Source organism: Mesorhizobium sp. WSM2561 (genome assembly GCF_000513915.1).
GTDB classification, from domain to species: domain Bacteria; phylum Pseudomonadota; class Alphaproteobacteria; order Rhizobiales; family Rhizobiaceae; genus Mesorhizobium; species Mesorhizobium muleiense.
In genome coordinates this window covers 29,363-41,408 of sequence record NZ_AZUX01000052.1, presented here as the reverse complement: position 1 = coordinate 41,408, position 12,046 = coordinate 29,363, and the positions used below count along the sequence as shown (strand labels likewise).

The window sequence follows — 12,046 nt, the reverse complement described above, 5'->3', positions numbered from 1 at the left end:
TCTGGTATCGGTCGCCGGAGGCTGGAAGCATCTGACCCGCCCGGCCTATGCCGATGCCATCCGCTGTGCAGTCGGCGGTAACGAGCGCGCGGCAGACCTCACGCAATCTGAAGTGCTGGTGCTGATGTGCATCGCCTACTTCCAGCCGATCACCCGCGCCGAGTTGTCGTCTTTCTTCGGCAAGGAGATCAGTCGCGATTTTATTGGTCATCTGCGCGGTGCCGGCCTGATCGCTTCCGGTCCGCGTAGCCCGACGCCGGGGGCTCCCTACACTTACGTCACCACGAAAGAATTCCTGCTGGAGTTCGAGCTCGACACGTTGCGCGACCTGCCGGACTTCGAGGCGCTCGAAGATGCAGGGCTGCTGTCGAAGGAGAAATTGCTGGGCGGTGACATCATGCCAGACTTTTCCGCCGGACAATAGGGTATCGGAGAAGAGGCGGGCGAATAGCCGCGCTGCGTTTGCCTATGATCAATAGATGAGTCGCGCGATATGCCGTGGGGATCCAGCAGACTCGGCCCAGATCATGTGCTGCTCGTAGTCATTATACATACAAAGCGGAGAACTTGCGTGACCCGCACGATAGCTCGTTTGATCATCGCTTGTAGGCGAACCGAGGGGTCCAGCTCTCTTCGAGGGCAGCATCCTCGTCCTCCTCTTCGCCGGGATCATCCGGCAAGAGTTCGCTGCTGAGCACCGTTAGAGTGTAGCCATATTTTCCAAGCCCGATGACTTCTTCATCAAGGGTCAACCGCCTCGGGCAATCGAACCAATCCTTGAGGTTTGTCTCTGCATTGGCACGCCGTGCATGCAGGACATTTGCGGGGCTCCTATTGAAGCGCAATGTCTCGCTGTCGGGCAAAGGCATCCCTTTTCGCAAGAAGGAAAGCTTGTCCAGATCCTTGAAGGTGTTCGACATAAAAGCGTAGGCAATGTGCTCGCCCTGCGAGACGATCACTGCGAGCGGATAAGCGCTGCATTCGGCGGCTCGGATTGCGGCAGCGGTGCATGAGCATCCGGCTTCATCCGCCAGCTTCAGAATGCCGTCTAGGCCGACCTGATTATTCGATAGAAATTTCCGTGTCAGCGCCGTCGGCATAAGCAAGCCGCTCGCGAAATGATCCGCTTCAAGCTCGATTGACGTATTCTGCGTGAAGTCAGCACGGGACAGATGCGCCCCGCCCATCGCTATGATCTCTTCCGGGTGACCTGGTAAAAAATAATGGCCCAGTTCATGGCCGAGGGAGAAATGTTCGAAACCGGCGTTCTCATACTCATTCGAGTAAATGATGGTCACCTTGTCGTTCGCAAAAATAATCGCGCCCGATACGCCTTTCACATCGGCAGGCTTGGCCTGCACTGCAATTTCTTTTTGCCGTGTGATGTCGAACGGATCGACCGGAAACTGATGAAAGCCGAACTCGGCGGCGATTTGTTCGCCGAGCTGTGTTGCCATCTTTAGCCGGAAGCCTGCCACGGATCCTACTTCTTGTCGCCGATCATCGTGTCGATGATGTTCTGGATAAAATTGCGATCCTTTGCGGACAACTTTTCTTCGTCGCGGAAGGCCGTTGTGGTCGTCTTGGTGCCGAGCAGATAGTCAGCGGTGACCTTCAGGGCCTTTGCGAGTGCGCGAACATTATCGAAAGATGGCTTGCGCCTGCCCGCCTCGAAGTGGGCTATGGCCGAAGGCTGCATCCCGGCCTCACGGGCAAGCTCGGATTGGCTCAGTTCTCTTTTCTCACGGATGTCACGCAGGCGGGCGGCGAAGGTGGATGGGATGCTTGACTCGGTCATGACAGATCGTATAGGCTTCCTTACCTAGATCGTCAGCCCCTAAAGGGACTTTTTTTGGGCTCTGCCTATGACAGAACGTACAGAATGATATTACCATTTGCGAATCAGGTCAAGGAAGAAGAAGAGTAGCATGGCTGGTAAAAATCAGCACGTCATCCCCCGTGACAATGCATGGGCTGTCCGGGGAGCCGGGAACCAAAGGGTAACATCCACGCACGGCACCCAGGCGGATGCCGAACGCGCAGCGCGTGAGATCGCAATCAATCAGAGAAGCGAAGTCGTGATCCATCGCCCCAACGGTGAAATTCGCGATCGTAATTCATATGGGAATGACCCGTATCCGCCGAAGGGATGACAATGCCGACGCTGGATGAGAAAACCTCGGAGCCGATCCGCCGGATATTGTGTATCGACGGCGGCGGTATCATGGGGACTCAACCAGCGTCGTTCCTGGCTACGCTGGAAGAAGATATCGGCCGACCAATCGGCGAGTATTTTGATCTCATTGCCGGCACTTCGACCGGTGGCATTCTGGCAATCGGTCTTGCGTTGGGGTTGCCCGCGAAGCGGCTCCTCGATCTCTACGTTCATCGTGGCCCCCATATCTTCGGGCAGGCCGGCGGCTCCATCTGGACCCGCATCGGTGACCTGTTGAGAGAGGTTCGCCACGTCACCGCGCCAAAGCATGACGCGGAATTGCTGCGCGCCGAGCTAGACGGTGTGCTTGAGGGCAAGCGCATTGGCGATGCCAAGACGCGGCTCTTGGTCCCTGCATGGGATGCCGACCTGCGCAGTGTCTATATCTACAAGACGGCGCATCATCGCCGATTGAAGACGGACTATAAGAAGTCTGCTCTTGATGCGGCGATGGCCACGGCGGCGGCCCCCACCTATTTCAAGCGGCATCGTACTGCAGACGATGTCGGCCTGCTTGACGGCGGCACGTGGTGCAACAACCCGATCGCAATGGCAGTCGTTGAAGCCATCACCTTGCTGGGTTGGCCTTCGACAAGCCTGCGGGTGCTCAGCCTTGGCTGTGTGAATGAAGTTTACATGATCGGTGAGGCGCCCGGCTGGGGCGTCCTTGGTTCTGATGTCATCCGTTTATTTATGGACGGTCAATCGCGCAGTGCCATGGGGATGGCAAAGTTGCTCACGGGTCACGAATATGAGCGCGAGGCGCTATTTCGATTCTGCCCGGATGTGCCAAAAAAGTTCTTCAAGCTCGATGACACCCGCAAAATTACTCAGTTGAAGGGGATGGGCGCGGCAGCGGCTCGCCGCGACCGGGCGCGCATCGAACCCGTGTTTCTGACGGAACCGGCAGAGCCGTTTGTGCCATGCTACCAACTGAGCGAGGTGATGAAATGAACGAGCTTGCCAGAAGCCTCGTGCCGCAACGTGTCTTGCTGCGCAAATCCGAGATCTATTCGATATTGGACGAGATCTGTCAGGATCTCGAACTGACCACCGCGCAAATGCAGGCCGCCAAGGCGAGCTATGAGGCGGTCGCAGATTGGTTGTCCTCGTCGGACAATTCTGTTTTGCAGCACATCGATGTTTACCCGCATGGATCGGCGGGGCTTGGCACCTCCGTGAAGCCACTCGGCCGCGAGGATTTTGATGTTGATGTTATCTGCCTTGTTTTCCGATTTGCGTCGGTGCGCCCGCCAGCTGAGCTGAAGAAGATCGTTGGCGACCGACTTCGCGAAAATGCACGCTATGCCGCTATGCTTGAGGAGAAAAAGCGGTGCTGGCGTCTGAACTACGCCCGCGAATTCCATCTGGATGTTTCACCGACAATTGTGAACCCTGGCTGCAACAATGGTGGCGAGTTGGTACCGGACAAGAGCCTGAGCGAATTCAAGCCCACCAACCCAAAGGGATATCGGGCACTGTTCGAGAAACGCGCCTTAATGCGGCCCCGCCTCAAGGTTCAAAAGGCCATCGCATCTGACCGACAGGCAAATATCGAGCCCTTTCCTGTTCACATGAGGGTCAAGGGCATTTTGCGCCGCACGGTTCAGCTGCTGAAGCGCCACCGCGATATCTATTTCTTCGACATTGAGGCAGACATCGCACCAATCTCCATCGTCATTACGACGCTGGCAGCGCAAGCCTACGAGTGTTGCGTGAACACGTTCACCTTTGACTCCGAACTTGATGTCGTCATCGCTACGATCCGGATGATGCCTCACTTCATCGATCGGCCGTTTGTTAACGGCCAGCGGATGTATGTTGTCGCCAACGAAACGACCATCGGTGAGAATTTTGCCGAGCGCTGGAACAAGGAACCTGCGCGGGCCACGGCTTTTTATGCGTGGCACGCCAAGGCGCTCGCCGACTTCGAGAACCTCGCTGAACTCGAAGGCCTCGATCGTATCACCAAGAAACTCGGCGATTCCTACGGCAAGACCGTCGTGGCGCGCGTCATGGATGCCCGCACGGAACAGATTTCAGGCGCGCGTGCGGCGCAAAAGCTTTTTGTTGCGCCGATGATCGGTCTTACGTTGACCAACAGCGCCGCGGCGACCGCTGTGCCGAAGAACACGTATTTCGGTGATTAATGAGCTGGTCAACCCGTCCTGATCTCACGCCCGCACAGCAATTCTTGTTCCTGCGAGCGAACCCGATTTGTGCGGGCGATGGTGCGTTGAATGCAAAAGGCTTGACCTGGGAATATCATGTTCGTCCCACGCCGTTGAGTCGGGACTATCGCGTCCGTCTGAGCTATGAGCGAGGCGGATCAGCGAAAGCTGTCGTGCTGAAACCGGACATTCAGCTTCTTGGTGGCGAGAGGAAATTGCCCCACGTCTACCGTGATCCACTCCGACTCTGCCTGCACCTGCCCAAAGCGCATGAGTGGGTGGGGTCGATGCGCCTGGACCAGACCTTCATTCCATGGATTGCGACATGGCTATTCTACTTTGAAGAATGGCTGGTTTCTGATGAATGGAAAGGCGGTGGCGAGCACCCCGATCCAGATTCGGGCGAAGTCATCCGCCGGGCCGTTCGCCGGGCAACGCGGTAGCAAGGGGAGAAGGCAAACAAGGCCTCACTTTTCGGTATCGGTGCGCGGTGGCAGGGTACCTGCGCGTGCGTGGCGATGAAGCGCAGCAGCCGGTCGACGGGCTCTCAACCTCATCGGGTCAAGGACGATAGTGGCACAAGGTGTCATCTGACCTTTAGCCATGTTTCTGGGCGCGCTTCTCGTACAAGAGCGTTGTCAGATACCTCAAATGCGTTGAACGTGACGGTGTGATCTATGCGGACGGAGAGCGAGATGGGGCTGATAAACCTAAGTCACCGCGAGAAGCAGGCCATCGGCGCGATTAACAGCGGCGAGCTTCATGACTTGGTTAATCAGGCCATCAGTTCAGAGCACCTCGGAAAACTCAGCAGCCTACCACTCTACGACTGCGGAGAGTACGCGGCCACCAAGCTTCGGTACTTCGATCGAGCGCTTGCGGCGTATAGGATCGCGAAGTCGGCCAAGAAGCGCGAAGAGACGCTATATTCCGCTCACAAGGCCGGCAGTGATCTGACTTTTGCGTTCGCCCAGATAAAGCAACGCATGGAGGTCGAGGAACGCGAGAGCCAGCTATTTTTTGTCTACGATCCGACGATGCCTCCATTTGGGCTGACCCAGAACATGAAGGTTCGCGTCAGCTACCGGTGGCGCCGGGCGACCGGGGATGAATGGACTTCCGGGTCCATTGTCTTCAAGCACAAAGTCCGGCCCCGTTTGGACTATCTTGCACTCGCTCAGCCGAAGCCTAAGCGAAAGCCGAGCGCCAGGAAGCTTGCGGAGAACCGTGAGAGTGACCTGCTTTACGAATGGGAGTACTTTGAGCGGTTGGCTCATTGGTCAGTGCGCGACTATTTCCGGGCGGGCCGTGACGGAGCGGGCATTCCAGGTCAGTTTGAGGTTAGGCTCGGTGACGATGACCGGCTGAACAATTTCAGCGCTGATTTCTGGGGGCGCAACGTGAGCTCCTGACGACTAGTCGCCCGCTATCGCCTTCTGCTGAAAATTCGCGGGCTCTCCAGCTGCTATGAACGATCCGGTTGTTTGCAAGAAAGAACTCACCGAGCCCGTCGCGGTCGCCATGGGTTGGAATGCGATGAACCGCCCACGGTCGCGACCTTAGGCGGCCGTCAGGGCCTCTTCGAGCGCCATGCCTTGGTTAATCATGGGCGCGGCGACTTTCCCACACGCTCGCCGAGCGCAAGCTCGACGCGGGAAAACTTCGGCAATCGATCGGGTGCTGCCGGGAGGAGGGCTTGCGCTGCATGAGGTCGCGGGCGCTAACGGGGCCATCGACGGCGCGGCCGCCGCGTTGTGGGCGGCCGGTGTCGCGCCCGAAAGCGCGGCCGGAAGTGCCGACGCAAGGGGTTGATAAACGCCGAGCTTTTCACCCGGTCGGCCTGGAACTGGAGGGCATCCGCTTCCGGCGCCTGGTCGAGATCAGATGGGAGAGAAGGGTGATATGGCGGGATGAGTAGCGGGATGCCTACTCGTCACTGTCCTCGTTGTCGTTTTCATCATCGGACTGGTTGCTCCAACTTGCATCATCCGCTTGCTCTTCAACGTACGCCTGTCAACCCTCGTTGAAAGACCGGCTATCTCCGTCACAATCCCGTTCGTCGGTGATGCCGTTCCTTGCCGCCCAATCATACCCGGCCTCGTGGCCCGAGCAGTCATCGGTGCAATCGTAGCCGTGGAAAGTCTCTTGCGCGTTTGCTGGGGCGGCAAGCAGTCCGGCCAGCGCAAGGGCGCCGGCGGCGGCAAGAATCTTGATCGTCACAAAAATACTCCAATCGAAGCCCCGGTGTCGGGTATTTTGTGACCTTGGCAAAGATGAGGCTCCCGACTCTAGTCCCAATCCTGATCAGGTGTAGCGGGACGGCGATTCCAGCTTCTAACGGCTTCGCCTCAGGCAGTTGTCGAACTCGTTCCCAACGTTCCGAAGCTGCTCAGCCGTCGTGATAGGAACCAGAGCACCCACCTGGTCAAACGGCGGGTCACCGTGGAGGACCTCGAAAACCCAGAAGACGCACACGCGCGCTCAACTGGCTCCAGGAGCGGACAAATGCCTTTATAAACGCACTTCGGTCGCGCATCCGATCGGCGCTTCGCGATTTAGTGGAGGACTGAACTTTGGCGCGCGGCAAGACATTCAGGGATGTGAAGAATCCATTTCGCACTGGGAGGCATGCTCATCGCACCTTAGCAAATTCCTGACGCAAGGCGACGCACGCTTCCACGGGTGAACGGCAGCTTTGCGCCCTCATGTCGGCCGTTGCTGAAGGCGTAGCGAAATGCCAAAGATGACGCTGCCGGCAGAAATCGAAGACGTCGCCATAGTGCCGGTCAGTGTCCTATCGAAGAAGACACTCCAACGGCTGCCAGTATCCAGATTTTCTTGTATAACGGGATAGTGCAGTAGCGTAACTCTCGCGCTTTCCTTAAATTGCAAAAAACGTCATATAAAAACAGGTCTTATGCATACCGCACCTCCTCCAAAAAAAGCGCTTAATGCTTGGCTGAGCGAATATCCGAGCGAGTTCGGAAACTACGGTCACTTGCTTCTTGAAGAGAGGCAAGCGTCAGACGCCAATCTCCAAAGAGATTTCGTCCCTTATTTCGAATCGGCCCATCTGGACGCGAGGGGTTGCTTTCACAAATTGGCTCGCATCAGCCTCCATCCGGACGCGAGCGATGCCGGCTGCGACGCCCAATATCCTGCGTCACTGCCTTTGACCGCTCGTAAAGGTCTCTTCGGCGAGGTGATGTCGGGGATGATGTCGGAGACCTACGACTTCGTTGGCAAACACGAATACCTGATCCCCGTCTTCCTCTTCCGTAATCATGAGGACGCAGGTCAATATATCTACACTCTCAGCCGAGACCCGACACGCACACGCGAGGTCCTTGGGCGCAAAGGCGACGATTTCATCGCGATTGTGGTCGATGAAGAAGACAACATCACGCGCTTCATTGCGGGCGAAGCCAAGTGGCGCGGGATTTGGTCCCCATCGGTCGTGAACACCGTCATGCTCGGCGAGAAGATTGACGATCCGGCTGACAAGACGAAGAGAATCCACAATGGCAAGGGTGTTTGGTACGAGGTCAATCGGGCGCTTCCCGTGCCGCTCGGCTTGGAGCAACTCCACGCCATCTTGGAGGAATGCGAGCCCGATAAGTTCGCCAAGGTTATTGCCTCGCTCGATCGCATCCTTGCGCGGCGCAATCCCAATCCCGTCGAGCGCACCGACATGATCCTTCTCGTCGGCGGCCCCGCCGCCAGCCGAAGCCCCGGTCAGGCGCTCCTCCCCTGGGAGACGGTGCCGGACGAGTATAAGGCTGGCCGCGACCTTCAAGTAGTCGAATTGCTCATCGCGGAAGGTGACGGTTTGATCAACGCGATCTATGCAGGCCTCTGGGCAGAGGAGGCGGCTCTTGCCTGAGTTCGATCAGGACCGGCTCGACCTTGCCCGCGCCATCCAGAACGACCTTGCTCTGGAAAGGACGCTCAGTGCTTTGCAGGCGAGATCATTTGTCCGGTGCCTGCAAACGGATTGGGATGTTGAGACTATTCAATGGAGTGAGAACGATTCCGATACGATCCTCCAGCAGGCGCGGTTCCTGATCCGCGCTGGCAAGGTGCTTTCGACCGTCGGCGAAGGAAGTCCCGAGGAAGCGACACTCGCGTACCGAAGGGCCGGCGAGTTGCTGGAGTGGCTCGCACGAGCGAGAGACAAGATCGGCGAAGAAATTCCGACCGCATTGCTTGCGGCTGGTTGCTACCAGCTTGGTGGCCTGCCGGCGATGGCCTCGGGACTGCTGCGTCAAGTCGTCCCAGACGACCGGGGATCGCGGCTCTTTGCCGATTTTCTCAAGGCCGATTTCGACGCCGTGCTCCGCCGCGTTGCGGGGTTCTGGAACGATAACCGCGACCTGACGCTGCGAGGCGTTGACGAGAGGTTCTTCGGTGAAGGCACCGAAGAAAGCGTCACATGGTTCGGCACCATCGAGCTTGTTCGTTGCATCGGCCTTGCAGCGCAGACTTTGCGGCGGGGCGATACAGCAAGGTTCTCGGTTGCACTCGATCGCTTGCGAGATGTCGAGCGCCTTCTCGTTCGAACGTCGCCCGATGATGTCGCGCTGCTCGCGTTCTTTCTGCGCTCTGCCTGCGAGCGGTTCGGCACGTCCACGATCTACGAACCCTTGCGGCAACTGGGCTTGCTCAACCCCGAAAGGCTGCTCGATGTAAACCAGTTTGCAAGGCGGCAGTATGCGCGTGGCCGAGGCATTCTCTGGCAGTCGCAAAAGCAGGGTATAGAACGGCTCCTCGACAACTCGTCCTTCGCCCTTTGCACGCCGACGGGCTCGGGCAAGACGCTTGTCGCCAACCTGGCGATCCTCAAGGAGCTGCTAATCCTGCGGGACGATCAGGAGGGCCTTGCACCGCTTGGGCTCTATATCGTGCCATCGCGCGCACTTGCGGGCGAAGTCGAAGCGAAACTCACTGGCGAGCTGGGCCGGGACTTCGTGGTGACTGGGCTCTACGGCGGTTCCGACTGGGGAATCACCGATGCATGGCTGACGTCTGACTCACCGACTGTTCTCATCGCGACAGTCGAGAAGGCGGATGCCCTCATGCGCTATCTGGGTCCGATGCTGCTAGCGCGCCTCAAACTACTCATCGTCGATGAGGCCCATCAGGTCGTTCTTGAAGACAATGAGCGCGAGCGCAATGCTCTTGCCGAACATATGAATCGAGCGATCCGGCTCGAAAGCTTTATCTCTCGCCTGCTGCTGCGCAAACCGAATATCGTCCGCATTGCGCTGACAGCCGTTGCAGGGGGCGCTGCTGCACCCGTTGCCCGCTGGATAGAATCTGATCCCGACGCGCAGCCGGTCGGGTCGAACTATCGCAGTACTCGCCAGGCTATCGGCGTGCTCGAGGTGAGCAAGGGATCGCCGCGCATCGAGTTGCACCTGGTCAACGACCATCGGCTCGGCGTGCGGGGCCGCGGCGACGTTTATATTCCGCTTAAGATTGATCCGATGCCGGAGCCGCTTTCAGGCATCCGCAACAGCCTGAATCATTTTACGCAGAATAGCATTCTGTGGACGGCGCTGCACCTCGCAGGCGATGACCGTCGCATCCTAATCTCGATCTCGCAGCGTCCCGAACAGACAATGGGCTGGTACGCCGAGGCGTTCGATTTGGCTGGTTGGGAGGACATCCCGGCTTTCGTCCCTCCCTCAGAGGGTGATGATGCCGCGCTCTTTGCCGACGCGCGCACGGTCTGCATCGATTATTGCGGCGAGAACTCCCACGAACTCCGCCTTCTTAATCGTGGCATTGCAACCAATCATGGCCAGATGCCGCAGCGGCTACGGCGGCTGATGGTAGCTCTCATTGATCGCTCCATCTGCCCGATCACTGTCGCAACAGCGACCCTCACCGAGGGCGTCAACCTGCCCTTCGATATGATTTTTCTTCCCGTCCTGAAGCGAACAATATTTGACGTCGCAACGCAAACTCCGACCGAGTATCCGATGTCGGCGGCGGAGTTCCGCAATCTCTCAGGCCGGGCCGGCCGGCCGGGCGCCGCGAAAGGAATGGAAGGGCTTACACTCGTCGCTCTGCCGATAGCACCATCCACGACAGCCGCAGGGCAACTTGGCACGCATCGAAGGCAAGTGCGCGAACGGCGCAATGAGTACGACAGCCTCATCGCAAGACTGAGGGCGGACGCCGCGGGCGACGGAAATACAAAAAGTCCGCTTGCTGTCTTGCTCCGCGCTATTCGGCAACAGGCGCTGCGTCTGCCTGGTGTCAACGACAACGAAGATTTCCTTCGCTGGCTGGAAGTGACTGCCCCTGCGACCGTTTCAGCCGATGCCGGCCAAGCGCGCGCGACGCCTGCAGCGCGGCTTGCTGATCGGCTCGACGAACTCGACACGATGATCTTGGCGGCCGTCGAGGAGACTGAGGCGATCAGTGCGGTCGCAGCAACCCCGGCCAATGCCGAGGCAATGCTTGCGCAACTTTGGCAACTAACATTCACGCAAGTCGCGCAAGCGACCGAAGAGTGGATGGAGCAGGCCTTTATCAAGCGAGGGCGGGGGATGGTGGAGACGATCTATCCTGATGCGGGAGAGCGAAAGCGCCTCTACGACTACGGCTACGCTCCCCACGTCGGCAGACGCTTCGAGCTGGTCGCACGGACCATTCTCGAGCAACTACAGCAGACTGTAGGCTACGGCACGATGCGCCCACAAGCGCGCCTTGCCGTCTTTATCGCGCTCGGGGAAGCGGTTGCCGATGATGGCGGTTATGGATTCTCCATCCGCGACACAGAAATGGGCCGCACTCTCTACGCCAACTGGCACGAAGTGCTCAGTTGGTGGATGGCGGTGCCGGGCGCTGTGGGGCCGGAGCCGAAAGATCTTCGTGCCTGGCAGATTTTCACCTCAGACAATTTCGAGTTTCGTTTGGGCGTTGCCATCGGCGCTGTTGTCGCGCGGGCGTGGTCGCAAGGGACCGATGATCCGCTCGATACACCTACGATCGACACTTGGAAGGACGTCACCGGACTTCCATGGTACGCCTTTTGGGCAAAAGAGCTGCTGCGCTGGGGGACGCTCGATCCGTTTGTCGCCTTTGCACTCTCGCTCGGCATCGCAAAATCGCGACCCGAAGCTGAAGGCATGCGCGGGCAATATCTCGCATGGCTTGAGGAAGAGATCGAAGATCTGAGCAGCGAGGACCAAATCGATCCAAGCAATTTACTGGCATGGTCTAAGACTCTGAGGACCGCCGAAGCCGCTGCAGCGAGGCGTGCCCCGATCGTTGCAGATCTCTCTGGGACTGACGGCCGGGCGGGGCGCTACCCGGTAATTCCCGTGCGCTCCGAACTGCGCATCCGCTGGCTCGATGCATCGGGCTTCAGGCTCGCGGTGTCGCCGATCCCCAAGGACTTCCCGACCGGGTTCAGGCAGCCTAACGACTATGATCTTCTCATCGAGAACGGCGAACTCTCTGTGGTCAGGACCTATTAGCGACGAATCTAGCGGGACTGGCCGATGAGAGAGCCTGACAGACGGTGGCGGTCGGCTCAATTGCTCGTACAGCCACGATCATGGGACTTTCACATTATGTTCCGGTGTCGCGGGAGCGATGTGCGAACTGAGGGGCAATCATTAATGCAAAGCGATCCGTCCGTTCTTGA

General features: G+C 58.3%; 11 protein-coding genes and 1 pseudogene. 9 read left to right on the top strand and 3 right to left on the bottom strand.

Translation table 11 applies throughout. From position 1 onward, the window contains the following. Positions 1-424, top strand: a 424-nt coding sequence (locus M727_RS37900) for an SMC-Scp complex subunit ScpB (protein WP_036263830.1), incomplete at its 5' end; no start/stop codon positions are given. Positions 425-596: 172 nt separating this feature from the next. Here the strand turns inward: M727_RS37900 and M727_RS0129035 are convergent. Then, on the bottom strand, positions 597-1,457 hold the full coding sequence (locus tag M727_RS0129035) for an ImmA/IrrE family metallo-endopeptidase (protein ID WP_245269037.1): 861 nt from the start codon (positions 1,455-1,457) through the stop codon (positions 597-599). Positions 1,458-1,483: 26 nt separating this feature from the next. Next, complete coding sequence (locus M727_RS0129030; protein WP_036263827.1) at positions 1,484-1,798, bottom strand: helix-turn-helix transcriptional regulator; 315 nt, start codon at positions 1,796-1,798, stop codon at positions 1,484-1,486. A 130-nt stretch (positions 1,799-1,928) separates the two neighbouring features. Here M727_RS0129030 and M727_RS40735 point away from each other — a divergent pair, with 130 nt between their 5' ends. The 6 genes and pseudogenes from M727_RS40735 to M727_RS43335 form a co-directional block, all read left to right on the top strand. Further along, positions 1,929-2,153, top strand: a complete 225-nt coding sequence (locus tag M727_RS40735; RefSeq protein ID WP_084646948.1) for a DUF2188 domain-containing protein — start codon at positions 1,929-1,931, stop codon at positions 2,151-2,153. 2 nt (positions 2,154-2,155) lie between these two features. Further along, positions 2,156-3,169: a CBASS cGAMP-activated phospholipase gene (locus tag M727_RS0129025; RefSeq protein ID WP_156941669.1), complete on the top strand. Its 1,014-nt coding sequence runs from the start codon at positions 2,156-2,158 to the stop codon at positions 3,167-3,169. After that, entirely contained in the window at positions 3,166-4,365 is a 1,200-nt protein-coding gene (locus M727_RS0129020) for a nucleotidyltransferase (protein ID WP_027155547.1), read from the top strand. The genes M727_RS0129025 and M727_RS0129020 overlap by 4 nt, the downstream gene beginning before the upstream one ends. Then, positions 4,365-4,829 carry a hypothetical protein gene (locus M727_RS40730; protein WP_084646947.1) on the top strand — a complete coding sequence of 155 codons (465 nt, stop codon included), beginning with the start codon at positions 4,365-4,367 and terminating at the stop codon, positions 4,827-4,829. The genes M727_RS0129020 and M727_RS40730 overlap by 1 nt, the downstream gene beginning before the upstream one ends. 252 nt (positions 4,830-5,081) lie before the next feature. After that, a complete protein-coding gene (locus M727_RS0129010) occupies positions 5,082-5,798 on the top strand; it encodes a hypothetical protein (protein ID WP_027155545.1) in 717 nt (238 codons plus the stop codon). 253 nt (positions 5,799-6,051) lie between these two features. Further along, positions 6,052-6,159 (top strand): annotated as a pseudogene (locus tag M727_RS43335) (damage-inducible protein); the annotation flags it as partial. A gap of 240 nt (positions 6,160-6,399) precedes the next feature. On the opposite strand, the gene M727_RS37895 reads toward M727_RS43335, so the two are convergent. Then, on the bottom strand, positions 6,400-6,606 hold the full coding sequence (locus tag M727_RS37895) for a hypothetical protein (RefSeq protein WP_051505788.1): 207 nt from the start codon (positions 6,604-6,606) through the stop codon (positions 6,400-6,402). Between the two features lie 697 nt (positions 6,607-7,303). On the opposite strand from M727_RS37895, the gene M727_RS0129000 reads away from it, so the two are divergent. After that, complete coding sequence (locus tag M727_RS0129000) at positions 7,304-8,269, top strand: aminotransferase (protein WP_027155544.1); 966 nt, start codon at positions 7,304-7,306, stop codon at positions 8,267-8,269. Next, positions 8,262-11,876 carry a DEAD/DEAH box helicase gene (locus M727_RS0128995; protein WP_027155543.1) on the top strand — a complete coding sequence of 1,205 codons (3,615 nt, stop codon included), beginning with the start codon at positions 8,262-8,264 and terminating at the stop codon, positions 11,874-11,876. The genes M727_RS0129000 and M727_RS0128995 overlap by 8 nt, the downstream gene beginning before the upstream one ends. The last annotated feature ends 170 nt before the right edge of the window (positions 11,877-12,046 follow it).

Coding starts and splice junctions, on each gene's coding strand:
- M727_RS0129035 (WP_245269037.1), bottom strand. CDS start 1,457: ATGGCAACACAGCTCGGCGAACAAATCGCCGCCGAGTTCGGCTTTCAT.
- M727_RS0129030 (WP_036263827.1), bottom strand. CDS start 1,798: ATGACCGAGTCAAGCATCCCATCCACCTTCGCCGCCCGCCTGCGTGAC.
- M727_RS40735 (WP_084646948.1), top strand. CDS start 1,929: ATGGCTGGTAAAAATCAGCACGTCATCCCCCGTGACAATGCATGGGCT.
- M727_RS0129025 (WP_156941669.1), top strand. CDS start 2,156: ATGCCGACGCTGGATGAGAAAACCTCGGAGCCGATCCGCCGGATATTG.
- M727_RS0129020 (WP_027155547.1), top strand. CDS start 3,166: ATGAACGAGCTTGCCAGAAGCCTCGTGCCGCAACGTGTCTTGCTGCGC.
- M727_RS40730 (WP_084646947.1), top strand. CDS start 4,365: ATGAGCTGGTCAACCCGTCCTGATCTCACGCCCGCACAGCAATTCTTG.
- M727_RS0129010 (WP_027155545.1), top strand. CDS start 5,082: ATGGGGCTGATAAACCTAAGTCACCGCGAGAAGCAGGCCATCGGCGCG.
- M727_RS0129000 (WP_027155544.1), top strand. CDS start 7,304: ATGCATACCGCACCTCCTCCAAAAAAAGCGCTTAATGCTTGGCTGAGC.